Genomic DNA, 23,404 nt, shown 5'->3' on the forward strand with positions numbered 1-23,404 from the left:
GGCCACCATCATGCCCCCCGGTGGGCCCGCGGCCGACGACCGATGTCCGTGCGTTCGTCGATCCTCGTTGGCGAGGGGTTCACCTGCGTCGGATCCGCTGGAGACATGAACCGATTCACGTGGCAGCAGATCCGGCGCACCGCGCTCGTGCTCTCGTGCGCGGCGTACTTCACGACCCTCGCGGTCATCGGGCAGGTCGCCGACGGCGACCCGGCCCCCGAGCTCCCCACCCGCCTCGTGGAGGCCGCGCGCTAGGCGGCGTGCCCGAAGTGGACCGCCCGACTTCGGCCGCGGTTCACCCGGGCGTCACCCGGCCACGGTGGGCTGACGGCATGAACCTACGCACCAGCACCCGCAGCGTGGTCGTCCTCGGCACCGCCTCACTGCTCCTCGGGGGAGCAGTGGTCGGCTCCGTGGCCACCGCCGAGCGCGACCTCAGCCGCCACGGCGGCGCCGCCCGCCTCTCGGGCGACCAGACCAAGGCCGTCAAGAAGGCCATCGACGGAAGTCGCCCCGAGAACGTCATCCTCATCATCGGTGACGGGATGGGCGACTCCGAGATCACGAGCGCGCGCAACTACGTCCACGGCGCGGCGGGCACGTTCCCCGGCCTGGACCGCCTCCCACTGACGGGCCAGTACACGACGTACTCGCTCACGAAGGAGGGCAAGCCGGACTACGTCCCCGACTCCGCGGCCACCGGCTCGGCCTGGGCCACCGGCACGAAGACCTACGACAACGCGGTCAGCGTCGACATCGCCGGGAAGCCGCAGAAGACGCTGCTCGAACTGGCGAAGCGGGCCGGTTACAAGACCGGCAACGTCTCCACGGCCGAGATCCAGGACGCGACGCCGGCCGTGCAGGTCGCGCACGTGACGGCCCGCAGCTGCTACGGACCCACGGCGACCACGAAGACCTGTCCCACGAACGCCAAGGAGAACGGCGGCGCCGGCAGCATCACGGAGCAGCTCCTCGACACGCGTCCCGACGTCACCCTCGGCGGTGGCGCGGCCACGTTCGCCGAGACCGCGACGGCCGGTCGCTGGCAGGGCAGGACACTGCGCGAGCAGGCGCAGCAGCGGGGCTACCGCCTCGTCGACGACCTCGCGTCGCTGTCGAAGGTGAAGAGGGCCGACCAGGACCAGCCGCTGCTGGGCCTGTTCGCACCGGGCAACTTCCCGGTGCGCTGGACCGGTCCCGCGGCCACCGCCGACGGTGGGAAGAAGACGCCCGTCGCGTGCACCGAGAACCCGGCCCGCACCGACTCCCTGCCCGGCCTGGCCGACCTGACGAAGAAGTCGATCGAGCTGCTGGACCAGCGGAGCCGCAAGGGCTTCTTCCTCCAGGTCGAGGGAGCCAGCATCGACAAGCGGAACCACTCCTCGGACGCCTGCGGCCAGATCGGCGAGACGCTCGACCTCGACGAGTCCGTGAAGGTCGCGCTCGACTACGCGAAGAAGGACAAGAACACGACGGTCATCGTGACCGCCGACCACGCGCACACCAGCCAGATCGTCGAGGCGGGGTCGGTCACCCCCGGCGCCACGGTGAACCTGCTGACGCAGGACGGCCAGCCGATGACGATCAACTACGCCACCAGCGCCGCGGCCGGCTCGCAGCAGCACACCGGCTCGCAGCTGCGGATCGCGGCGTACGGGCCGCGGGCCGCGAACGTCGTGGGTCTGACCGACCAGACGGACGTCTTCTTCACCATCCGCGATGCGTTGCGGCTGGGGAAGTAGCCCGGCGGATGACCGACAACGGCGGGCCGTCTCCCTCGAGACGGCCCGCCGTTGGCATGTCAGGCGGACAGCTCGCTCAGCGACAGGTCCCAGGCCGGGTCCAGGCCGAGGTCGCGCCACGGGTCGTCCGCCCCGAACCGGGCGATGACGACGCGGGCGGTCACGGCCACCACGAGGGTGGACGCGACGGCCAGGGCGAACGTGAGTGCGGTCCCCAGCGCTGCCGCATGCGGCACGAGCAGGAACACCAGGAGGCCCAGCTCGACGCCGGCAGCGGTGGCGGCGATGCGTTCGTTCGTCATGTCGACTCCGGTTCGATGATCGATTCCCCCGCTGGGATCATGCCGAACAGGCGGGGCTGATGTGACGTGAATCACTCCAGATACCGAGGGTTTCTGAAACGGGGGTTTCGCCGGGCGGTCGACAGCGCCCGGCAAGGCCCGCAGCGGTAACCTCGACAGGTGGCCACCACGGACCTGAACGACCGGATCAAACAGCTCGACACGACCCTGACGTCGATCGAGCGCGTGCTCGACGTGCCGAAGATGCAGGTCGAGATCGCCGACCTCCAGGAGCAGGTCGGCGCGCCGGACCTGTGGGACGACCAGGCGAACGCCCAGCGCGTCACCGGGCGGCTCTCGGTGCTCCAGGCCGAGACCGAGCGGGTGGCCAACCTGCGCCAGCGCCTCGAGGACGTGGGCGTCCTGCTCGAGCTCAGTGCCGAGGAGGGCGACGCCGACTCCCTGGCCGAGGCCGAGTCCGAGATCAACCGCCTGGCGAACTCCATCGACAGCCTCGAGGTGCGCACCCTGCTCTCGGGCGAGTACGACGAGCGCGAGGCCCTCGTGACGATCCGCTCCGGCGCCGGTGGCGTCGACGCCGCCGACTTCGCCCAGATGCTCCAGCGCATGTACATCCGCTGGTCCGAGCGCCACAAGTACCCCGTCGAGATCTACGACACCAGCTACGCCGAGGAGGCGGGGCTGAAGTCCACCACCTTCGCGATCCGCGCGCCCTACGCCTACGGCACCCTGTCGGTCGAGGCCGGCACCCACCGCCTCGTGCGGATCAGCCCCTTCGACAACCAGGGCCGCCGTCAGACCTCGTTCGCCGCGGTCGAGGTGGTGCCGGTGCTGGAGGAGACCGACAACATCGACATCCCCGAGGACGAGGTGCGCGTCGACGTCTACCGCTCCAGCGGTCCGGGCGGCCAGAGCGTCAACACCACCGACTCGGCCGTGCGCCTGACCCACATCCCCACCGGCGTGGTCGTCAGCTGCCAGAACGAGAAGAGCCAGCTGCAGAACAAGGCCAGCGCGATGGTGATCCTCAAGGCCAAGCTGCTCGCCCTGAAGAAGGCCGAGGAGCGCGCCCACCTCGACGAGCTGCGCGGCGACGTCCAGGCCTCGTGGGGCGACCAGATGCGCAACTACGTGCTGAACCCGTACCAGTTGGTCAAGGACCTGCGCACCGAGTTCGAGACCGGCAACACCCAGGCGGTCCTCGACGGCGAGATCGACGAGTTCATCGAGGCCGGCATCCGCTGGCGCCGGAACCAGACCGACGCGGCCTGACCCACCGATGCTGACCCTTCTCGGGATCGCCGGCCTGCCCGAGATCCGTCCCGGGGACGACCTCGCCGCGCTGATCCGCGCGCACGCCTCGCTGGCCGACGGCGACATCGTCGTGGTGACCTCCAAGATCGTCAGCAAGGCCGAGGGCCGGTTCGTCCCGGCCGCCGACCGTGAGGCTGCGATCGAGGCCGAGACCGTGCGCGTCGTGGCCGAGCGTGGTGCGGTCCGCATCGTGCAGAACCGTCTCGGCATCGTGGCTGCGGCCGCCGGGATCGACGCGAGCAACGTGCCCGAGGGCCAGGTCCTGCTGCTGCCCGAGGACCCCGACGCCTCGGCCCGCCGGATCGCCGAGGCCCTCCGCGAGGTCGCCCACGTGGGCGTCCTCGTCTCCGACACCCTGGGTCGCCCGTGGCGACTCGGCCAGACCGACGTCGCGATCGGCGCGGCCGGGGTGCGCCTGTTCGAGCAGCCCGGGCGTGACGCCGACGGGCGCCCGCTCGCCGTGACGATGCCGTGCGTGGCCGACGAGCTGTGCGGCGCCGCCGAGCTGGTCAAGCCCAAGGACGGCCACGTGCCCGTCGCCGTCGTGCGCGGCCGTGGCGACCTCGTGGGCGACCTCGCGCTCCCCGGAGCGCGCAGCATCATCCGCCCGCTCGAGGACGACCTCTTCCGGACGGGCGGCTGATGCGCGTCACGGTGCTCGCCGGCGGCGTCGGCGGAGCACGATTCGTCACGGGCCTCCGGGGTGCGCTCGGCGCCGATGACGAGATCACCGTGGTCGTCAACACCGGCGACGACCTGTGGCTCTCGGGCGTGCGGCTGCAGCCCGACATCGACTCGATCCTGTACGCGTTGGCGGGGGTCAACGACACCGAGCGTGGCTGGGGCCGCGCCGACGAGACCGAGCGCGTCAGCGCCGAGCTGCAGGCTTGGGGCGCGGGCTGGCCGTGGTTCACCCTCGGCGACCTCGACCTCGGCACGCACCTGGCGCGCACGGGTTGGCTGCGCGAGGGGTTGACCCCGTCGCAGGTGGCCGAGCGACTGGGCGCCCGCTGGCCGATCGGTGCTCGCCTGCTGCCGATGACCGACGCCGAGGCCGACACCCACGTCGTCGTCGAGGGCGGCGACCGCCTGCACTTCCAGGAGTGGTGGACGCGCCACCGCGCCTCGCTGCGCGCCGTCGCGTTCGAGAACCCCGGGATCGAGGCGGCCACGCCGGGAGCCGGCGTCGTCGAGGCGATCACCGGCGCCGATGTCGTCGTGCTGGCGCCGTCGAACCCCGTCGTGTCGATCGGTCCGATCCTGAAGGTGCCCGGCATCCGCGAGGCGTTGGGCGACGCGCGACGGGTCGTGGGGATCTCGCCGATCATCGGCGGGAAGGTGGTGCGCGGGATGGCCGACGCGTGCCTGGCCGCGATCGGGGTCGAGACGTCGGCCGACGCCGTCGCCCGCCTCTACGGCCGTCGCGCCACGGGCGGCGTGCTCGACACGTGGCTCGTCGCCGAGGAGGACGCCGCGCTGGCTCCCGCCCTCGCGGCCGAGGGCTGGGACGTGCGCGTCCAGCCGCTCTGGATGAGCGACCCCGCGACCTCCGCGGCCCTGGCCCGCGCCGCCATCACCCCCTGACTCCGGTCTCGATACACCGCTCGTTCCTCGCGGCACCCGACCACCGGCGATCGAGCGCAGTGCGAGGGCGTACGCCACCGGTGATCGAGTGGCGGCGAGACGGCGTACGCCACCGGTGATCGAGTGGCGGCGAGCGCAGCGAGACGCTGTATCGAGATCAGGTGCTGGTGCCACGGAGCACGGGACGGCGGTTAGCGTGGGCGCATGCGCCTCCTCGCCGCCCTGCTGCTGGCCCTGACCCTGCTGACCGGGTGCGCGGACGACAGCGATCCGCTCGCCACCACGGAGACGTCCGAGGTCGAGGAGCCAGAGGACACGCTGCCGGTGCTGGGCCTGTGGGAGTCGGAGCCGCTGGAGTCCGGGCGCACCGTCATGCTCACGCTGTCCGACGACAACACCTACGTCGCGGAGAACGAGTGCCTCGAGCTGACGGGCCGGTGGGAGCTGCTCGGCGGTCAGGTCGTGCTGACCCCCGACCAGGGCGCAGGCCAGCAGTGCGGCGGTGACCCGGCCGTGGAGCTGCCGCCCGCGCTCACGGTCGAGGGGGACACGCTGGTGCCCGAGGGCGCCGGGCCCACGTTCACCCGGGCCTGAGGTGCCGCTGCGACTGGTGTGAAAGTTGCTCGCATTCCAGCGAAAAAGATGGTTCGTTCGAGCCGCTGACCGTGACTCGTTCCGGCCGTTAACTTGGGGCCCATGCGCTCCCTCGCGGTCCTCGTCCTCGTGGGAGCGTTGCTGGGCGGATGCGGGCTCCAGTCACCTGAGCCGTACCCGGGGCAGACAGGCTCCACCGGGGTCGGCGAGCCGGGGGACACCCTGCCCGTGCTCGGTGCCTGGGTCTCCGAGCCGGTCCCGGAGACGGGCCGCCGACTGATCCTGACGCTCACGGACGACAACCGGTACGTCGTCACCGACACGTGCTCACAGGCTCCGGGCCGCTGGGACCTGCGGGGCGACCAGGTGCTGCTCACACCCGACGAAAGCGGTGTCGTGCTGTGCGGAGGCGACAAGGACCCGCCGCTGGAGCTGGCCGATGCCCTGACGGTGGAGCGTGGTCTGCTCGTCCCGACCGGGACGGGCCCGGTCTTCAGCCGGAAGTGAGCGTCACAGCACGCGGCCGAGCACGGCCGTCGTGCGCGGACCGAGCGTGCCGACGAGGTGGTCGGCGTGGTCGACGTCGCGACGCAGCGTGGACGACACCGGCACGGGCAGCTCCACGAAGCCGGCCGCCCGGTGGAGCTGCCACGATCCCGGCCCGAAGGCCGACGGCAGGTCGCCCTCGCGTGCCGTGACCAGCGTGGTGCCCTGACGCTCCTCGTCGGGCACGGCCCCGAGCCGGGTGCCCTCGGCCAGCTCGAGCGCCTCCGCGAGGTCGCCGGGCCTCAGGCCGGGCAGGTCGCCCAGCAGCACGGCGCGATGGCCGGCCGGCGCGACGTGGAGCCCGTCGGAGATCGCGGCGGCGATGCCCCGCGGCTCGGGCTCCAGCACGACCTCCACGTCAGGCGCCCCGAGGTGGGGATCGGCGGTGACCACCACGACGCGGGCCACAGCCGCGGCCGCCTCGATCGTGTCGAGCGCGATGGCGCGCGCCAGGGCGATCCGGTCGACACCCGGCAGGTCGAGGCGCGACTTGCCCAGGTGGGCGGGCTTGACTGGGACGACGACGGTCCAGGCCCGGCGACGCCGGTCACGCACCGGCGGACTCCGAGGACTCCGGGTGGGAGATGCCGAAGGGTGCGGGATCGAACCAGCCGAACCGGTCGCGGAACTCCTGCGCCTTGCCGGGCCACAGCAGCACCTGCCGCCCGGAGCGCTCGTCGACGTACCAGTTGCTGCAGCCCGAGGTCCACACGCCGCTGCGCTCCTGGATCTCGTCGATGTAGTCCTGCTCGGCGTCGACCGAGACCTCCAGCGGGCCGTGGCTGGTCCAGGGGAGCGCGGAGGCGGCGTAGTCGGCCTGCGCCTCGATCATCAGCACGGCCGAGTTGTGGGCGAGCGTCGCGTTCGGGCCGTCGAGGACGAACAGGTTCGGGAAGCCGTGCACCACGGTGGACGCGTACGCGCGCATGCCCTGGGACCAGTACTGGTCGAGCGAGATCCCGTCGCGCCCCGTGACGAGCTCGGCGTAGGGCTGGCGCGTGGAGTGGAAGCCGGTGGCCGCCACGACCACGTCGACCTCGTGGCGCGACCCGTCGGCCGTCACGACGGCGCCCGGCTCGTAGGCCGTCAGCGCGCTCGGAACGAGCCTCACGTGGGGCAGCCGCAGGGTGGTGAAGTAGTCGTCGCTGAACAGGACGCGCTTGCAGCCGAACTCGTGGTCGGGCGTCAGCGCGTCGCGCAGCACGGGGTCGGGGACCTGGCCGGCGAGGTGGTCGAGCGCGCGGGCGCGGGCCTGCGCGCGACCGTCGCCGGCGCGCTGGTCGAAGACCTCCTCGGTCTCGCGCATGAGATCGCCGCGCAGGTCGGCGAGCCGTTCGGGCTGCTGCTCGAACAGCGCGATCTCGGCGTCGGCGTAGGCCCGGTCGCCCTTGGGCAGGATGTAGGGCGCGCTGCGCTGGAGCACCACGACGGACTCGGCCTGCCGGGCCAGCTCCGGGATCACCTGGATGCCCGAGGCGCCGGTGCCGACGACGGCGACCCGCTTGCCCTCGAGGTCGAGGTCGTCGTCCCAGCGGGCGGTGTGGAGGATCGGCCCGTCGAACGTTCCCGGCACCTCGGGCAGCCGCGGCTCGGTGAGCCGGCCCGCCGCCATGACCAGGACCTCCGCCTGCACCGGGCCGCGTGAGGTGGTGAGCCGCCAGCCCTCGCCGTCCCACGCGGCGGAGTCCAGACGGGTGGACAGCATGATGCGGTCGCCGACGGGGGCGGCGGCCTCCTCGAGGTACTCGCGAATCTCGGCGCCCGGGGCGAAGACGCGGCTGAAGCCCGGATGGGCGATGTCGGAGTAGCCGTAGAGGTGCGCGGGGACGTCGCAGGCCACGCCGGGGTAGCGGTTGTCGTGCCACGTGCCGCCGATCCCGGGGCGTCGCTCGAGCACGACGAAGGACTCACCCGCCGCCGCGAGCCGGCGGGCCATCGCGACCCCGGCGAAGCCCGCGCCGACGACCGCGACGCGCACGCGCGTCATGACGCCACGCCGTACGTCGTGGTGCGCAGCCGCAGCTGGCGTCCGAGGCTGCGGGCGATGCGCTCCGCCGCCGGCACGGTGAGCTCCTGGCCGTACTCGACGCCGGCCTCGGGGGCGACGCGTCCGTCGTACAGCGTGCCGCCGAGGTCGTCCGCGCCCGAGCGCAGCACCTCGGTGGCGCCCTCGACGCCCAGACGGGTCCATGCGGCCTGCACGTGACCGATGCTGCCGTGCAGCACGAGGCGGGCGACGGCATGCACGGCGCGGTGCTGGTCGGGGGAGTGGTCGCCCCCGGGGAACGCCATCGGCACGAGCTCGTTGAACCCGCCCGTATCGGCCTGGATCTCCCGCAGGCGGCGCAGGTGGCGCACGCGCTGCAGCGGCGTCTCGCCGTGTCCGTAGAACAGCACCGACGTGGAGTGCAGGCCCAGGCCGTGGGCGGCGCGGATCGCCTGCTCCCACTCGTCGACCGGGAGGTCGGCGGCGAAGTGCTGGGCGCGGTGACCCTCGTCGAGCACCTTCACGCCCGTGCCGGGCACCGTGTCGGCCCCGACGGCGGCGAGCGCGGCGTACTGCTCGGTGACGGTGCGCCCGGTGCGGCGCGCTCCGTCGATGACGTCGGCGGGCCGGAACGTGTGCAGGTGCAGGCTCGGCGCGGCGGCGCGGGCGGCCCGAAGCAGCTGCTCGTAGACGTCGGCGGGGGCGTCGGCGGGGGCCGTGCCCTGGATGCACAGCTCGGTGGCGCCGAGGTCGACCGCGTCGGCGGCCACCCGCGCCACGAGGTCGGGATCGGTCACCCGGTCGGACCCGAGGTTGCGGTTCTGCACGAGCGACACGGTGGCCCCGGCCACCGAGCGCCGTAACTCGTCGGCGAGGCCGGCGAGCCGGTCGAGGTCGCCGCCCGTGGAGGTCATGAGGCGGACGTACTCGTCGTCGCTCAGCCCCGACGGGTCGTTCGCGGCGCGCGCCAGCAGGGAGCGGCGATCGAGTGCCCCCGAGGAACGAGGGGGTGTATCGAGATCACGAGAATGTGCCGGGCCGCGCCCTGCCGCCATGCCGTCGGCGTCGGCGAGCGCGAGCACGGGGGCGTGGAGCGCCGGGTCGATCCAGGTGTCGCGGTCGCGGATGTAGTGCGGGTGCACCGTGAGCCGCTCGCGCAGCTCGTAACCGGCGGCGCGAGTGAGCTCGGCCAGCTGGTCCACCTGGGGCCAGGGGCGCTCGGGGTTCACGTGGTCGGCCGTGAGCGGGCTGACGCCGCCCCAGTCGTCGATGCCCGCCGCGACGAGCCGCGCGAGCTCGCCGGGATCGGACAGGTTCGGCGGCGCCTGGATGCGGGCGTCGGGCCCGAGCACGATCCGGGCGGTGGCCACGGCGGCGATGTAGGCGTCGGTCTCGGCGTCGGCCACGCCCTGCATCGCGGTGGCGGGCTTGGCGCGGAAGTTCTGGACGATCACCTCCTGAACGTTGCCGTGCCGCTCCGACAGATCGCGCAGCGCGAGGATCGTGTCGAAGCGCTCCTCCAGGGTCTCGCCGATGCCCACCAGCAGGCCGGTGGTGAAGGGGATCCGCTGGCGTCCGGCATCCTCCAGCACCTGCAGGCGCAGGGCCGGATCCTTGTCTGGCGACCCGAAGTGGGCCTGCCCGGGCTCGGCGAACAGCCGGTGGCTGGTGGTCTCGAGCATCATGCCCATCGACGGGGCGGTCGGTCGGAGGGCGCGCAGCTCGTCGGCCGTCATCACCCCGGGGTTGAGGTGCGCCAGCAGGCCGGTCTCGGCGGTGATCCGCCGGGCGAGGTGCCCGATGTACTCCAGCGTGGAGGCGAAGCCATGGTCGTCGAGCCACTCGCGGGCGACGTCCCAGCGGTCCTCGGGCCGGTCGCCGAGGGTCAGCAGCGCCTCCTTGCAGCCCAGTGCGGCGCCCTGGTGGGCGACGGCCAGCACGTGCTCCTCGGACATGTACGGCGCGATGCCCTTGCGCTCGAGCTTGCCGGGGGTGTCGACGAAGACGCAGTAGTGGCAGCGGTCGCGGCACAGGGTGGTGACGGGCACGAACACCTTGCGCGACCACGTGATGACGCCCGGCCGACCGGCCCTCGCGAGCCCTTCGTCGCGGACGCGGCCGGCTTCGCGGACGAGGTCGTCGAGGTCGGTGCCACGAGCCGCGAGCATCGAGGCGGCGGCCTCGATCGCATGCAGACTCATCTGAACTCCCGGCGTGCTGACTGGCTTTCACCCTAACCGCCGGAGCCACGGCCCCGCCGCTCGGCGGGGGCGCCCCGGTGAGGCGTCCTTCACAGCGAACCGGCGCGGCGGGTTCCCCGAATCCTCAGGTGCCACACCTACACTCGGTCGGGTGATTCGCTTCGACAAGGTCACCAAGACCTACCCCGGCCAGAAGCGCGCAGCCCTCGACCGACTCGACCTGGAGATCACCAAGGGCGAGTTCGTCTTCCTCGTCGGCGCGTCCGGCTCGGGCAAGTCGACCTTCCTGCGCCTGATCCTGCGTGAGGCGCGGCCCACGTCGGGCCACGTGTACGTCGCGGGCAAGGAGATCAACAAGCTGTCCAGCTGGAAGGTGCCCAAGCTGCGCCGCCAGCTCGGCACGGTGTTCCAGGACTTCCGCCTGCTGCCGAACAAGACCGTCTTCGAGAACGTGGCCTACGCCCTCGAGGTCATCGGCAAGCCGCGCGACGAGATCAAGAAGCTCGTGCCCGAGACGCTCGACCTGGTCGGCCTCGACGGCAAGGGCCACCGACGTCCCGACGAGCTGTCCGGCGGTGAGCAGCAGCGCGTCGCGATCGCGCGCGCCTACGTCAACCGGCCGATGATCCTCATCGCCGACGAGCCCACCGGCAACCTCGATCCGAGCACCAGTGTCGGCATCATGAAGCTGCTCGACCGGATCAACCGCGAGGACACCACGGTCCTGATGGCCACCCACGACTCCTCGATCGTCGACCAGATGCGCAAGCGCGTCATCGAGCTCGACGAGGGGCGCGTCGTGCGCGACGAGGCCCGCGGCATCTACGGCTACGAGAACTGAGACCCATGCGAGCGATCCTCAACGAGCTGCGCGCCAGCCTGACCCGGAACACGTCCATGACGATCTCCCTGATCGTCACGATGAGCGTGTCGCTGCTGCTGGCCTCCCTCGGCCTGCTGATCCAGGCCCAGGCCGAGCGCACCGAGCAGTACTTCGGCGACCGGCTGCAGCTGCAGGTCAACCTGTGCACCAAGAACTCCCCGGCGGCCACGTGCGTCGGCGGCGCGGCCACGGACGAGCAGAAGCAGGCCGTCCAGACCGCGCTGACCGACAACCCCGAGGTCCGCGACTACACGGTCCGCAGCCCCCAGGAGAACTACGCCCAGGCGCGTGAGCTCCTCGGTCAGACCGACACGGGCCGCAAGCAGCTGGAGACCCTCGGCGTCGACTCGTTCCCCGAGTCGTACTTCGTCACCCTGAAGGACCCGCAGCAGTTCGACGGCGTGGTCAGCGAGGTCTCGGGCATGGACGGCGTGGGCAACGTCAACTCCCTGCGCGACCTGCTGGGCCCGCTGTTCGAGATGCTCGACAAGATGCAGTGGGCGGCGCTGGCCACGGCCGGCCTGCTCATCATCGCGGCGATCCTGCAGGTCTCGAACACGATCCGCATGACGGCGTTCGCCCGCCGCCGCGAGATCGGGATCATGCGCCTGGTGGGCGCCTCCAGCTGGCACATCCAGGCTCCGTTCGTGCTCGAGTCGCTCGTGGCGGCGTTCATCTCGGCCGCCCTCGCGGCCGCCGGGCTGGCGGCGTTCATGCACTTCGTCGTTTACGGCTACCTGCGCGACACGCTCGGGAGGATCACCACGTGGGTCCGTTGGGAGGACGCCTTCCTCGTCATGGGCATGACCACGGTCCTCGCCCTGCTGCTGGCGCTCGTGCCGACCTTCGTCATGACGCGCAAGTACCTCGACGTCTGACGCGCGGTGACACGCGCGAGCCTCGGGCTCACGCCAAACCCTCAACCTGAGGCGTAGAGTCACTCGCGTCACATCGCACGATTCCGTCCTGACGGACACTTCCCCGGATTCGAGGCACATGACGAGATTGCGCAAGCCGCTGCTCGCCCTCGCCCTCAGCGCCATGCTGGTGGCCGGCTTCAGCGCGCCCACCTTCGGTGACGAGAAGGACGACATCAAGCGCGAGCAGCGCCAGAACAACAAGAAGCTGAAGGACGCCAAGGACGAGGTCCAGGAGTCCACGAAGGCCGCGCGTGACGCGAAGCTCGCCCTCATCAACGCCAACACGAAGCTGTCGGCCGCCGAGTCCGAGCTCGGCCGGACCCGCGGAAAGCTCGCGGTCGCCCAGGCCGAGGACGCCCGGCTGCGCGCCGAGCTCGACAAGGCCGAGGCCCAGCTGTCGGCCGCCGAGGCTCGCCTGGAGAAGGCCGAGCGCGAGCTCAAGCAGTCCCGCGGAGCGGTGGAGTCGTTCGCCGTGGAGTCCGTCATGGCCGGCGACGCCGGGCTGAAGGCCTTCGGCGACCTGCTGCGCGGCAACGACCCCGGCCTGTTCTCCGAGCAGATGAGCGCCAAGACGTCGATCGGCGACGCCCAGGTCGCGGTCATGCAGGAGCTGGCCGCGTCCGAGGTCATGCTCGGCATCGAGCGTGACAAGGTCGAGCGCCTCCGCGACCAGGTCGCCGACCAGAAGCAGCAGGCCGAGGCCGTCGTGGTGCAGATGGAGGCACTGACGGCACAGGCCCAGGCCCAGGCCGCGTCCGTCGCGAAGCTCGTGTCGGCCCGCGCCGGCGCCAAGCGCAACGCCGACGCCACGCTCGCGGAGGACCTGCGGCTCCAGCAGGAGCTCGAGGCCGACCGCGTCCGCCTGGAGAGCCAGATGGCCGAGATCGTCCGCAAGGAGCTCGAGGCCGCCGAGCGCGCCCGCAAGAAGCGCCGCGGCGGCGGTGGCGGCGGTGGCGGTGACAACGGCGGCGGCACCACCGGTGACTCCGGTGGCACCCTGAGCCGCCCGGTCAACGGCCCGATCACCTCGCCCTACGGGATGCGTCGCCACCCGATCACCGGCGTCTACAAGCTGCACGACGGGACCGACTTCGGCGTGGGCTGCGGTGTCCCGATCCGCGCGCCCGCGGGCGGCACGATCGTGTCGCAGTACTACAACAGCGCCTACGGCAACCGCGTCATCCTCAACAACGGCGTGAAGCGTGGCAAGAGCGTCATCACGACCTACAACCACCTGTCGCGGTTCGCCCGCAGCAGCGGCTCGAAGGTCAGGCGTGGCGAGGTCATCGGCTACGTGGGCACCACCGGCTACTCCACGGGGTGCCACCTGCACTTCATGGTGCTGGCCAATGGCTCGACCACGAACCCGATGAACTGGTTCTGACGTGTCACCGGCGCTGACCTGACACTCGCCCCGACCTGACACTCGCCCCACCTGACACAATGATCAGATGGCCAAGGAAACCGGTCGCAAGATGATCGCGCAGAACAAGAAGGCGCGGCACGACTATCACATCGAGGACACCTTCGAGGCCGGTCTGGTCCTGACCGGCACGGAGGTGAAGTCGTTGCGCCAGGGCCGTGCCTCGCTCGTCGACGGCTTCGGTGAGATCGACCGGGGCGAGGCTTGGCTGCTGCAGGTGCACATCCCGCAGTACGACAACGGCACGTGGACCAACCACGAGACCCGCCGCCGCCGCAAGATGCTGCTCAACCGCCACGAGATCGAGAAGATCGATCACCGCACGCAGTCCAAGGGCCTCACGATCATCCCGCTGAGCCTGTACTTCAAGGACGGCCGGGCGAAGGTCGAGATCGCGCTGGCCCGCGGCAAGAAGTCGTTCGACAAGCGCCACGCCATCGCCGAGCGTCAGGCGTCGCGCGACGCCGAGCGCGAGGTGGGTCGCCGCCTCAAGGGCATATGACCTGGCAGGACGCCGACCTCACCGCGTACTTGGAGCGGCTGGGGGTGCCGGGGATCGTCGACGTGCACGTGCACTTCATGGCCCCGCCGGTGCTGGCGAAGGTGTGGGCGTACTTCGACGCCGCCGGGCCGAAGCTCGGCCGGCCGTGGCCGATCCACTACCGCACCAGCGACGAGGAGCGCGTCGAGACGCTGCGGGCGCTCGGCGTGAAGCGGTTCACCGCGCTGTCGTACGCGCACAAGCCGGGCATCGCGGGCTTCATGAACGACTGGCTCGCGGGCTTCGCGGAGCGGGTCCCTGACTCGGTGCGGTCCGCCACCTTCTTCCCCGAGCCCGAGGCGGCCGAGTACGTGCCCGCGGTGATCGCCGAGGGTGTCGGCGTGTTCAAGGCCCACCTGCAGGTGGGGGAGTTCGCCGCCGACGACCCGCTGCTCGACCCGGTCTGGGCGGCGATCGAGCAGGCACAGGTGCCGGTGGTCCTGCACGCCGGATCGGGTCCCATGCCCGGCCCCCACACGGGTCCGCGAGGGGTGGCCGCCGTGCTGGAGCGCTTCCCGCGGCTGCCGCTGGTGATCGCGCACCTGGGGATGCCCGAGGTCGACGCGTTCTGCGACCTGGCCGAGCGCTTCGAGAACGTGCGCCTCGACACCACCATGACGTTCGTCGATTTCTTCCCCGACCCGCCGCCGGCCGACCCGCAGCGCCTGCTGGCCCTGCAGGACAGGATCGTCTTCGGCAGCGACTTCCCGAACATCCCGTACCCGTACGCCCACCAGGTCGAGGCCCTCGACCGGCTCGGCCTCGGCGACGACTGGATGTGCGCCGTCCTCTGGCACAACGGCGCCGACCTGTTCGGCCCCGGCGCCCCCTGACCCGCCCGCCACTCGCGACCCCCGTCTGCGCCACCCGGCGGAAGGGTCAGTCGCCGGGGCGGGCGGACAGCTGCGCGACCGACCGCTGGACGAGGCGCGCCCTTGCCGCGGGCGTCCTGGCCTTGAGCACCGGCAGCACGATGGCGTAGCGCGCGGTGAGCCCCAGTCCCTCGAACGCCTCCGCCGCGAGGGGAGCCGCGGTCAGCGCGGCGGCCAGGTCGGGTGGCACCTGCGCCTCCGCCTGGCGCACGTACGCCGCGTCCCACCGGCCGTCCGCCCGTGCCGCGGCCACCTGCTCGAGGCCACCCGGACGCATCCGGCCGGCCGCTTCCAGCGCCTCGACCTTGGCGACGTTCACCTGCGACCACGGACTCCGGGCCCGCCGCGGCGAGTAGCGCTGCAGGAACGAGACCGCGTCGAGCGACCGCCGCAGGCCGTCGATCCAGCCGTGGCACAGGGCACCGTCGAGTGCGTCGCCGATGGTCAGCAGGGCGACGTCGGCGTTCTTGCGCCGGATCCTCAGCCACGCCTCGGGCGCGGTGGCGTGGTGCTGCTCCAGCCAGTCGTCCCACGCACCGGCATCGGCGAACTCCAGCACGTCCATCGCACTCCTCGAGGATGTCTCGGGTCCACGCTAGGCCCCTCGTGAACGAGACGGAACAAATCGCGCGGTGGGGCGGTTAGTATGGGTGTATTGACAATTTCAGAGGGGCTGATCGGTTTCGACTGTGGTCGTTCGAATCCAGGAGAAGCGGGTAGAGAAGGCAACGTCATCTCTTTAACGTTCGTTGCAAACCCATAAGTGCCGATTCCAAGCGCACTGACTTCGCCCTCGCTGCCTGACAGCGACTTGCGGAGGGTGGACCCGGGAGCGTCCTCGTCCCGGATCGTCCATCTCATCTAGAGGACTTGCTGATCTGATCGTGTAGCGCGGCCAGATCGGGACTTTTTCGCTACTGAGCCTGTCGGTGACGCGTTCGTCCGAGCACCGGGGCTGAGAAAAGCGTCAGACGAACTGCACCCGGAGAAGACCTGTTTCAGCGCCAGAGGACCCGGGTTCGATTCCCGGCAGCTCCACCTTGCTCCTCGTGAGTGTCATGCAGACTGAGGCCGCCCCCATCGGGGGCGGCCTCAGTGCGTTGTGTGGCCCTCAGGCGACGAAGTCGTCCCAGCCCTCGGCGAGGTAGTCGATGAACGTCGGGCTGAGGTGCTCCTGCCGCAGGCGGTCGCGGCTGAACGGCTGCGGGTCGCTCACGAAGTCCGGCGACTGCGCCACCAGCCGCGGCAGGTCGTGGTGGATGATCGCGGCCGTGCCCACCGTGACGAAGTCGGCTCCGCGCGCGAGGCACCAGTCGGCGTCCTGCGCCGAGAGGATCTTCCCGGCGACCCCGAGACGGGTGCCGTGGCGCGGCAGGTCGAGGTACTGGTCGATCAGCAGGCCGTCCACGTCGGGCTCGCGGGGCGCCTTGGCCACGTCCCAGAGCGAGAGGTCGACGTAGTCGGCGTCACCCGAGACGAGCAGCTGCTCGACCAGGGCGCGCGAGTCGGCCACCGTGATCCCGTAGCCCTCGGGCGACACGCGCACGCCCACCTGGAAGTCGGGCCCGGTCGCGGCGCGGATCCCACTCAGCACCTCGCGCAGCGGCCGGCTCCGTCCGTCGAGCGATCCGCCGTACCCGTCGGTGCGGTGGTTCTTGCGCGCGTCGAGGAACTGGCACAGCACGTAGCCGTGGGCGCCGTGGATCTCCACCCCGTCGAAGCCGGCGTCCTCGGCCCGCACCGCCGCGCGCACGAAGTCGTCGATCACCCGCTGCACGTCGCTCGTCGAGAGCGCCTCGACTCCGCGCTCGGGATCGGCCCACGGTGCGACCGTGGGGCGTCCCGTCACCGTCGCGTCGGCGCGCATCCCGCCGTGGTGCAGCTGGATCGACGAGACGGCCCCGAGCTCGCGGATCCCGTCGGCGAGTCGCCGCAGGCCCGCGTCGTGCCGGTCGTCGCTGATGCCGAGCTGTCCCCTCCAGGCCTGTCCCTCGGGCGACACGTACGCCGCGCAGGTCATCACGAGGCCGAATCCGCCGTGCGCCCGCGCGACCAGCCACGCGTACTCGTCGTCGGACAAGGTCCCGTCGACGTGGCTCTGCTTGTTCGTGAGGGGAGCCAGCGTCCAGCGGTTCGGCCACGCGGGGCCGTGGCGCAGTGGCAAGGTCGCGGCAGGGGAGACGGGAGAGATTGACACGCCCTTCAGCCTACGATCCGGCACCCGGGCCGAGCGGCCGAGGCGGGCCCGCGATGATGGAGCCCATGACCGACGTCTGGCTGCCCGAGGGTGACTTCCTGACCGACCGCCACCTGGCGACCCTGTCGACGATCGGACCGGGTGGCCGCATCCACGTGGTCGCGGTCGGCTTCACGGTGCACGAGGGAGTCGTGCGGATCACGACGATGGACGGCAGCCAGAAGGTCCGCAACGTCGAGCGCGACCCGCGCGCCACGGTGGCCCAGGTGGCCGGACCCCAGTGGCTCAGCATCGCCGGCACGGCCGAGATCCTGCGCGACCGCGAGTCGATCACGCTCGCCGAGAACCTCTACGCCCAGCGCTACCGCCAGCCCAAGGAGAACCCTCGGCGCGTCGTCATCGCGATCACGCCCGAGAAGGTCATGTGCTCGCCGGGGCTGCGCGGCGAGGCGCCGGCGCACGACTGAGCGGGCATCGTGGACCTACTGCTGCTGGGGACGGGCTCGGCCGACGGGTGGCCGTCGCCGTTCTGCCGGTGCGACTCGTGCACGACGATGCGCGAGCGCGGTGAGCTGCGGACCCCCACCAGCGTGCTGGTCGACGACCGCGTGTGGATCGACCCGGGACCCGAGGCCGCGCGCCAGGCCCTGCGCGCGGGAGTCGATCTCGTGGACGTGCACACGGTGCTGGTCTCGCACGCCCACTCCGACCACCTCGATCCCGCGTTCCTGCTGCACCGGGCCTGGGTCAGCGACCGGCCGCTGACCGTGTACGGACCGGCGCCCGCGATCGAGCGGTGCCGCGACTGGCTCGCGCCCGACCAGACCGCGGTGCGGCTCGTCGAGGTGACGGCGGGGGACGGGTTCGCCGCGGGGGAGTACCGGATCACGGTCGTCCCGGCGGCTCACGAGGCGCTCGGCGAGGCGGTGCTCTACCGGATCGACGCGGAGCGGTCCCTGCTGTACGCCTGCGACACCGGCCCGTGGGCCGAGGGCGCCCTCGAGGCGATGGGCACCGAGCGGCTCGACATCGTGCTGATGGAGCAGACGTTCGGCGACCGGCTCGACCTTGCGGGACAACGGCACCTCGGCCTGACGACCTTCGCCGGGTCGGTGGGGGATCTGCGTGCGGAGGGGCTGGTGGACGATGCGACCCGCGTGGTGGCCGTGCACCTCAGCCACCACAACGCTCCTGAGGTGGAGGACCAGCTGCGTGCCATCGGCGCCGAGGCCGGCCGCGACGGACAGCGCCTCGGCGCTGGAGACCGGTAACGCTGACCCCCGGTCCAGCGTTCCGGAAAAGAGGAAAGCCCCCGCCGAAGCGGGGGCTTTCCGTGGAGTTCTCGCGTTGCGAAAGCTCAGATCGCGCGGATCTTGGCGGCCTGCAGGCCCTTCTGGCCCTGCGTCACCTCGAACTCGACCTTCTGGTTGTCCTCGAGCGAACGGTAGCCCGAGCCCTGGATCTCGCTGAAGTGCGCGAACAGGTCCTCGCCGCCGTCGTCGGGCGCGATGAAGCCGAAGCCCTTTTCAGAGTTGAACCACTTCACAGTTCCGGTAGCCATGTTGTCTCCTTGGGAGGTTGTGCGCACTCGTGAATCGCGTACGTCTTGTTGTCACGCGTCACTTCGAACCAAAGAGAAAACCGAAAAGCCTCAACGAGGCTCGACCATCAATCTGCCGAGTCATGCCATGCAACTGACTCCAGCCTAGTGCATGGACCCCCGCCGGGCCAATCAGTGCCCCGGACGAAGTCGCACCTTGCGCCGCTGGTTGGCCTCGTCGACCTCCACGACGGAGTTCCGCGACTTGAGGAAGTCGGTGAACGTCTTGAAGCCGAGGTCCTTCTCGTTGAAGGACGAGTCCATCCGCTTCATCTGGCTCTTGACCGTGCCCGAGTGGATCCACTCGTCGTCGGAGTCCTTCTCGCCCAGCAGGCGCAGGGCGCGCAGCAGCAGCCGCGTGGCCTGGCGGGTCAGCGCGAGCTCGTCGTCCTCGTCGTCGACCGCGCCGCCCGCGGGGACGAACACGGGCTTCAGCACGGGCGCGGTGTCCGCCGGGGCCTCCGACGACTCGGCCTCCTGCTCGGGCTCGGCGGTGGACTTCCCCCCGGACGACCGGCGCGAGGACTTCTTCGCCGTCTTGCGCGGCGGGGGAGAGGCCTTCTCGACCTCCGCCTCGTCACCGCGATCGGCCAGGCCCGGGAGGTTGTCGTACGTGAGGAGCTCGTCGCACGCGGCGGCGAGGGAGCGGCTGGTGGCTCCGGCCACCCCCACCGCCACGACGTAGCGGCCCATGCGCTTCAGCCGCTGCGCCAGCGGGATGTAGTCGGAGTCGCCGGCGGCCAGCACGACCGTACCGACCTGCGGCATGCGGCCCATGTCCTCGAGGGCGTCGACGGCCAGCCGGATGTCGGCACCGTTCTTGGAGCCCGAGGCGGGGAACAGCTGCACGAGGTCGATGGCGCGGTCGACCAGCTGCTTCTTGTAGCGCACGTTGAACGGCATCGACCAGTCGGCGTACGCCCGCGTCAGGGCGAGCCGGCCGAAGGAGGAGGCGTAGTCGAGGATCGCGTGCACGTCGACCTCGGCGGCCTGGAGCCTGGCCTCGTCGAAGCCGGCGTCGCGGTCACGCCAGAAGGACTGCTTGCCGTGCACCTGGTCGTAGCGCGAGATGACGATGTTGTCGAAGTCCAGGTAGACGGCGACGGCGGAGTCGCTCGGGGAGGTCATGGGTCCAGTCTGCCCGTCGCGTCGTTCTCCGCCCCGGTCGCGGTGGGTGGCGCGGGCAGGAAGCGCGCCGCGACGGACACCGCGGCGACGGTGATCAGCGCCCCGAGGATGAGAGCCGCGGGCAGTCCTCCCTCGAGCTCGCCGGTCTGGGTGCCAATGGTGGCGGCCGCGACGGGCACGCCGACCTGCCCCGCGGTGAGCACGGTCAGGGGGACCGGCAGCCCGGTCAGCCGGACGACGAGATGGGTCACGATGGCGCCGAGGCCCAGGCACACGCCGAGCGCGATGAGCCCGGGCTCGTCGACGAGTGCGCTCAGGTCCAGTGAGGCGCCGAGCCACACGAAGAACACGGGGCCGAGGAAGCCGTCGGCGAGGGCGAACAGCTGTCGCGCGAGCCGGCGTGGTGGGCCCACGGCAGCGATGGCCAGCCCGCACACGAATCCCGCGAGCATCACCGTCACGTGGGTCGCGACCGCGAGGGCGGCCACCGCCGTGAGCACGATCAGGCTGGTCCGCAACTCGATGGCGAAGCGTCGCTCCTTGCTCTCCTCGTGCACGGCCTCCCAGATCCCGCGGGCCTCGAGGGCGCGCAGGACGAGGAACAGCACGACGCCCGCCGCCACGACGATGACCGAGCCCAGCGCCGCCTCGGCCGCTCGGTCCGGCGCGATCGCCAGCGGCAGGACGAGGATGCACACCACGTCGGCGACCGCGATCTGCGTGAGCAGCGGCACCAGGTGGGGCCCCTCGAAGCCCTCGTCCTCGAGCACCGGCATCGCCAGCGCGGCCGAGGAGGAGGCCATCAGGACGGCGAAGACGGCCGGGTGGGACGCATCGAACACGTCCGCCAGGACGGTCCCGGCTACCGCGGCGGCCACTCCGACGAGCGCCGCGCGTCCGGCGCCGACGATTAGCGCCGACTTCAGTCCGTGCTCGGGGATCGGCACCCGCGTGCCGACGACGAACATCGTCATGGCGAAGCCCAGCTCGGCCAGGAAGCTGAAGGTCTCGTCGCCCGGGTCGAGCCACCCGGCGCCGCTCGCGCCGACGGCGAGCCCACCCAGCAGCTCGCCCACGACCACCGGGATCCGCCAGGTCGACGGCACCGCGAGCAGCGGGCCGAGCAACCCGATCGCGCAGATCAGCGCGAGGGTCTCGAAGGTCATCCTTCGATTGTCTGCCCGTTCCGCCGCGGGCGCGGGCGAAAAGTCGCGGGAGTCTTGGGCGAACGGCCCCCGGGCCGTCGGCGCGTGCACTACCTTCAGCCCCAAGCGTCACATGGTCCCGTCTCGGGGACGGGCTGACGACACGGCCCCCAGGAGAAGACATGGACCAGCAGCAGCCCGCCCTCGGCGGAGAGCGCGGAGCGAGCGCCACGGAGTACGCCCTGCTGATCTCCGGCATCGCAGTGGTGCTCGTGGGCGTGATCGTCATGTTCGGCGATTCGCTGGCAGCGAGCCTGGGCGGCTTCTCCGCCATCTTCTGAGCCTTAAGACGAACGGCGCTGGGCCTTCGGGTCCAGCGTTTTCGCGTAACGCGGGTCCCATCCCACCAGTCACATCAGTCCCACTAGTACCTAAGAACTATTTTTCTCGCTTTGGCGTGTTTGTTTCACAGAAAGCGACACCAGTGCGATACAGCCCCATTAGCGTTCGTTTTGGGACTTCGCAGTATGCGAGTTCACCACGACACAGAGGAGAAAACCCATGCTGCAGATTCTGAACTTCCTGGCCGCCTTCACCGCCGAGCGTGACGAGAAGGGCGCCACCGCGACCGAGTACGCGCTGATCATCGCCGGCATCGCCGTCGCCATCGTCGGCGCCATCGCCATCTTCGGTGGCGAGCTCACCGGCTTCTGGAACGGCCTCGGCGGCCAGCTCGGTCTCTGATCCGAGCGGTTCGCACGAACCGACCCTGGGTGTGCCGCGTCGCGTATCGCGGCGCGGCACACCCGTCCCGGGGCAGCGACGCCCCACCCACGAGTCCTTGAGGGAGGAGACGTGATGCTGCACTTCACGACCTGGACACGACGTTCGCGCCGCGAGCGCGAGCGCGGTGTTGCGGCCGTGGAGTTCGCACTCGTCGTTCCCATCCTGATGACGATCATCATCGGGATCGTCGAGTTCGGCATGGCCTTCAACTACCGGACCCAGCTGAACAACGCGACCCAGATCGCCGCCAGGAACTACGCGATCGACCGCAACTGGGGACAGGCCCGCGCCCACGTGACGGGTCTGGCCCCCACGGCGAACGTCACGCGATCGGGCGACTGCACGCCGACCACGGTCGGCTCCGCCGTCACGGTGACCTCCACCGTGGTGCGCCCCACGTACACCGGCCTCTTCGGGGCCAGCTTCACCTACCGCGGAAGGGGGGTGGCCCAGTGCAACTGACCCACCTGCGGCGCCGCTTCGGCCTCCGCAAGAAGGAGAAGGGCGCCACGATCGTCCTGGTGACCCTGTCCATGGTCGCCCTCCTCGGCATGGCCGCGGTGTCGGTGGACTTCGCGGTCGCCTCCAGCGAGAAGGCCACGGTGCAGGGCGCCGCAGACCAGGCCGTGCTCGCGCTGGCCACGGACTGCTCCCTCAAGAAGTCGACCTGCCTGCCGAGCACCGCGACCTGGTACGCGCAGCAGAACGCCGGCACCACCGCCTCCGCCCAGACGCTGAAGGACGGCGTCGTCAAGAACCCCACCTTCGACGACGGCAAGGTGACGGTGCGGGTCTCCAAGAACGTCAACCACACGTTCGCCAAGGTCCTGGGCGACGCCTCGAGCACCGTGCGCTCCGAGGCGACCGCGACGTGGAACACCGTGCCGCTGGTCGGCACGAAGCTGATCCCGATGGGCCTGCCCTACTGCGACTGGCTGGCCGCGCAGCCCGGTTCGGCCACGTCCCCGGGCGCGATGCGGACCTACCTGTGGGCCCGCTACAGCACCGGCGAGGCCAGCTGCCCCGGCACCGGCGCGACGGCTGCGACGGTGTACTCCAAGCGGGGGACGGCCTCCGGCTACGGAGCGGTCGGTCAGGCCATGTACTTCACGCGATCGTTCTTCCCGGGCGTGAACACCAACTGCGACTTCAGCGCCAACCTGTGGGACGTCTACCGCAACATGCTGGACGACTGGTCCCTCATCACGGCCGACACCTGCATGGAGGCCAAGCTCGCCGGCGTCGGCAACGGCAGCGTCGTCATGATGCCGATCTACGCGGTGGAGAAGAAGTCGGTCTTCTGGGGGTCGGTCTCCTACCCCAGCCGGTTGGTCATCCTGGGCTTCGCGCCGTTCAAGGTCGACAAGTGGGTCAACTACCCCTTCCTCTACTTCGGTGTGCAGCCCAGCTTCTCCGCCCTGAGCTACACGAACAACTGCGACATGAAGTTCAACTTCGCGACCATCGGCGGCGGTTGCGCCGGTGTCCGTGGGCAGTTCGTCCGCTCCTCCGAGGGCGCGCTGTTCAACGGCTTCACCCAGTACGGGTCGTTCTACAACAACACCGGCTCGGGGCTGAGCGGCGACGCTCCCAACCTCGGTCTCACCAACGTCAAGCTCGTCAAGTAACACCTCCCTGA

The 23,404-nt window shown here is 70.8% G+C and carries 27 protein-coding genes and 1 other RNA gene; 19 read left to right on the plus strand and 9 right to left on the minus strand.

The window, feature by feature from the left end; all coding sequences use genetic code 11:
• Positions 1–105: 105 nt before the first annotated feature.
• Entirely contained in the window at positions 106–255 is a 150-nt protein-coding gene (locus tag ACY1JX_RS13095; RefSeq protein ID WP_462564230.1) for a hypothetical protein, read from the plus strand.
• A 77-nt stretch (positions 256–332) separates the two neighbouring features.
• A complete protein-coding gene (gene phoA / locus ACY1JX_RS13100) occupies positions 333–1,742 on the plus strand; it encodes an alkaline phosphatase (protein WP_286931443.1) in 1,410 nt (469 codons plus the stop codon).
• A 59-nt stretch (positions 1,743–1,801) separates the two neighbouring features.
• Here the strand turns inward: phoA and ACY1JX_RS13105 are convergent, their stop codons facing one another.
• Positions 1,802–2,044, minus strand: a complete 243-nt coding sequence (locus tag ACY1JX_RS13105) for a hypothetical protein (protein ID WP_286931445.1) — start codon at positions 2,042–2,044, stop codon at positions 1,802–1,804.
• A 159-nt stretch (positions 2,045–2,203) separates the two neighbouring features.
• Here ACY1JX_RS13105 and prfB point away from each other — a divergent pair, with 159 nt between their 5' ends.
• The 5 genes from prfB to ACY1JX_RS13130 all read left to right on the plus strand — a co-directional run bounded on the left by prfB (position 2,204) and on the right by ACY1JX_RS13130 (position 6,043).
• Positions 2,204–3,316: a peptide chain release factor 2 gene (prfB, locus tag ACY1JX_RS13110; protein ID WP_181752569.1), complete on the plus strand. Its 1,113-nt coding sequence runs from the start codon at positions 2,204–2,206 to the stop codon at positions 3,314–3,316.
• Positions 3,317–3,323: 7 nt separating this feature from the next.
• Positions 3,324–4,001 (plus strand): coenzyme F420-0:L-glutamate ligase, encoded by a 678-nt coding sequence (cofE, locus tag ACY1JX_RS13115; protein ID WP_462564231.1) that lies wholly within the window; start codon positions 3,324–3,326, stop codon positions 3,999–4,001.
• The gene (gene cofD, locus ACY1JX_RS13120) at positions 4,001–4,942 is read left to right on the plus strand and encodes a 2-phospho-L-lactate transferase (protein WP_462564232.1); all 942 of its coding nucleotides are present in this window, start codon (positions 4,001–4,003) and stop codon (positions 4,940–4,942) included. Before cofE ends, cofD begins: the two co-directional genes overlap by 1 nt.
• Before the next feature lie 204 nt (positions 4,943–5,146).
• Positions 5,147–5,536, plus strand: coding sequence for a hypothetical protein (locus ACY1JX_RS13125; protein WP_462564233.1), 390 nt, complete (start codon positions 5,147–5,149; stop codon positions 5,534–5,536).
• Between the two features lie 102 nt (positions 5,537–5,638).
• Positions 5,639–6,043 carry a hypothetical protein gene (locus ACY1JX_RS13130; RefSeq protein ID WP_462564234.1) on the plus strand — a complete coding sequence of 135 codons (405 nt, stop codon included), beginning with the start codon at positions 5,639–5,641 and terminating at the stop codon, positions 6,041–6,043.
• A 3-nt stretch (positions 6,044–6,046) separates the two neighbouring features.
• On the opposite strand, the gene ACY1JX_RS13135 is transcribed toward ACY1JX_RS13130, so the two are convergent.
• From ACY1JX_RS13135 to cofG, 3 genes are read right to left on the minus strand one after another with little or no spacing between them, the layout of a single operon-like run.
• Complete coding sequence (locus ACY1JX_RS13135) at positions 6,047–6,637, minus strand: NTP transferase domain-containing protein (protein ID WP_462564235.1); 591 nt, start codon at positions 6,635–6,637, stop codon at positions 6,047–6,049.
• Entirely contained in the window at positions 6,630–8,069 is a 1,440-nt protein-coding gene (locus ACY1JX_RS13140; RefSeq protein WP_462564236.1) for a flavin-containing monooxygenase, read from the minus strand. The genes ACY1JX_RS13135 and ACY1JX_RS13140 overlap by 8 nt, the downstream gene beginning before the upstream one ends.
• On the minus strand, positions 8,066–10,270 hold the full coding sequence (cofG, locus tag ACY1JX_RS13145) for a 7,8-didemethyl-8-hydroxy-5-deazariboflavin synthase CofG (protein ID WP_462564237.1): 2,205 nt from the start codon (positions 10,268–10,270) through the stop codon (positions 8,066–8,068). The genes ACY1JX_RS13140 and cofG overlap by 4 nt, the downstream gene beginning before the upstream one ends.
• 151 nt (positions 10,271–10,421) lie before the next feature.
• Between cofG and ftsE the strand changes: the two genes are divergently transcribed.
• From ftsE to ACY1JX_RS13170, 5 genes are all read left to right on the plus strand, one after another.
• On the plus strand, positions 10,422–11,111 hold the full coding sequence (gene ftsE, locus ACY1JX_RS13150; RefSeq protein ID WP_286931462.1) for a cell division ATP-binding protein FtsE: 690 nt from the start codon (positions 10,422–10,424) through the stop codon (positions 11,109–11,111).
• A gap of 5 nt (positions 11,112–11,116) precedes the next feature.
• On the plus strand, positions 11,117–12,031 hold the full coding sequence (ftsX, locus tag ACY1JX_RS13155) for a permease-like cell division protein FtsX (protein WP_181752554.1): 915 nt from the start codon (positions 11,117–11,119) through the stop codon (positions 12,029–12,031).
• 118 nt (positions 12,032–12,149) lie between these two features.
• Complete coding sequence (locus ACY1JX_RS13160) at positions 12,150–13,457, plus strand: M23 family metallopeptidase (RefSeq protein WP_286931466.1); 1,308 nt, start codon at positions 12,150–12,152, stop codon at positions 13,455–13,457.
• A 67-nt stretch (positions 13,458–13,524) separates the two neighbouring features.
• Positions 13,525–13,998 (plus strand): SsrA-binding protein SmpB, encoded by a 474-nt coding sequence (gene smpB / locus ACY1JX_RS13165; protein ID WP_181752550.1) that lies wholly within the window; start codon positions 13,525–13,527, stop codon positions 13,996–13,998.
• Positions 13,995–14,870 carry an amidohydrolase family protein gene (locus ACY1JX_RS13170; RefSeq protein ID WP_462564238.1) on the plus strand — a complete coding sequence of 292 codons (876 nt, stop codon included), beginning with the start codon at positions 13,995–13,997 and terminating at the stop codon, positions 14,868–14,870. Before smpB ends, ACY1JX_RS13170 begins: the two co-directional genes overlap by 4 nt.
• A 46-nt stretch (positions 14,871–14,916) precedes the next feature.
• Here ACY1JX_RS13170 and ACY1JX_RS13175 read toward each other — a convergent pair whose 3' ends face one another.
• Positions 14,917–15,474: a YdeI/OmpD-associated family protein gene (locus ACY1JX_RS13175; RefSeq protein ID WP_462564239.1), complete on the minus strand. Its 558-nt coding sequence runs from the start codon at positions 15,472–15,474 to the stop codon at positions 14,917–14,919.
• A gap of 104 nt (positions 15,475–15,578) precedes the next feature.
• Between ACY1JX_RS13175 and ssrA the strand changes: the two genes are divergently transcribed.
• Positions 15,579–15,950, plus strand: a transfer-messenger RNA (tmRNA) gene (gene ssrA, locus ACY1JX_RS13180).
• A gap of 70 nt (positions 15,951–16,020) precedes the next feature.
• On the opposite strand, the gene ACY1JX_RS13185 is transcribed toward ssrA, so the two are convergent.
• Entirely contained in the window at positions 16,021–17,106 is a 1,086-nt protein-coding gene (locus tag ACY1JX_RS13185; protein WP_462564240.1) for an NADH:flavin oxidoreductase, read from the minus strand.
• Positions 17,107–17,171: 65 nt separating this feature from the next.
• Between ACY1JX_RS13185 and ACY1JX_RS13190 the strand changes: the two genes are divergently transcribed.
• Both ACY1JX_RS13190 and ACY1JX_RS13195 read left to right on the plus strand, forming a co-directional pair.
• A complete protein-coding gene (locus ACY1JX_RS13190) occupies positions 17,172–17,573 on the plus strand; it encodes a pyridoxamine 5'-phosphate oxidase family protein (RefSeq protein WP_206679938.1) in 402 nt (133 codons plus the stop codon).
• Positions 17,574–17,582: 9 nt separating this feature from the next.
• Positions 17,583–18,377 carry an MBL fold metallo-hydrolase gene (locus tag ACY1JX_RS13195; RefSeq protein WP_462564241.1) on the plus strand — a complete coding sequence of 265 codons (795 nt, stop codon included), beginning with the start codon at positions 17,583–17,585 and terminating at the stop codon, positions 18,375–18,377.
• Positions 18,378–18,463: 86 nt separating this feature from the next.
• On the opposite strand, the gene ACY1JX_RS13200 is transcribed toward ACY1JX_RS13195, so the two are convergent.
• The 3 genes from ACY1JX_RS13200 to ACY1JX_RS13210 form a co-directional block, all read right to left on the minus strand.
• Positions 18,464–18,667, minus strand: a complete 204-nt coding sequence (locus tag ACY1JX_RS13200) for a cold-shock protein (protein WP_078700207.1) — start codon at positions 18,665–18,667, stop codon at positions 18,464–18,466.
• 171 nt (positions 18,668–18,838) lie between these two features.
• The gene (locus tag ACY1JX_RS13205) at positions 18,839–19,834 is read right to left on the minus strand and encodes an NYN domain-containing protein (RefSeq protein WP_462564242.1); all 996 of its coding nucleotides are present in this window, start codon (positions 19,832–19,834) and stop codon (positions 18,839–18,841) included.
• Complete coding sequence (locus tag ACY1JX_RS13210; protein WP_462564243.1) at positions 19,831–21,000, minus strand: cation:proton antiporter; 1,170 nt, start codon at positions 20,998–21,000, stop codon at positions 19,831–19,833. Before ACY1JX_RS13210 ends, ACY1JX_RS13205 begins: the two co-directional genes overlap by 4 nt.
• Positions 21,001–21,161: 161 nt before the next feature.
• Here ACY1JX_RS13210 and ACY1JX_RS13215 point away from each other — a divergent pair, with 161 nt between their 5' ends.
• The 4 genes from ACY1JX_RS13215 (at position 21,162) to ACY1JX_RS13230 (ending at position 23,393) form a co-directional block, all read left to right on the plus strand.
• Complete coding sequence (locus tag ACY1JX_RS13215) at positions 21,162–21,320, plus strand: Flp family type IVb pilin (protein ID WP_462564244.1); 159 nt, start codon at positions 21,162–21,164, stop codon at positions 21,318–21,320.
• 220 nt (positions 21,321–21,540) lie between these two features.
• Positions 21,541–21,723 carry a Flp family type IVb pilin gene (locus ACY1JX_RS13220; protein ID WP_462564245.1) on the plus strand — a complete coding sequence of 61 codons (183 nt, stop codon included), beginning with the start codon at positions 21,541–21,543 and terminating at the stop codon, positions 21,721–21,723.
• Between the two features lie 114 nt (positions 21,724–21,837).
• Positions 21,838–22,227 carry a TadE family protein gene (locus ACY1JX_RS13225; protein ID WP_286931488.1) on the plus strand — a complete coding sequence of 130 codons (390 nt, stop codon included), beginning with the start codon at positions 21,838–21,840 and terminating at the stop codon, positions 22,225–22,227.
• Positions 22,218–23,393: a TadE/TadG family type IV pilus assembly protein gene (locus ACY1JX_RS13230; protein ID WP_286931490.1), complete on the plus strand. Its 1,176-nt coding sequence runs from the start codon at positions 22,218–22,220 to the stop codon at positions 23,391–23,393. Before ACY1JX_RS13225 ends, ACY1JX_RS13230 begins: the two co-directional genes overlap by 10 nt.
• Positions 23,394–23,404: the final 11 nt, after the last annotated feature.

The sequence above is a fragment of the Aeromicrobium sp. JP4 genome (genome assembly GCF_054957925.1).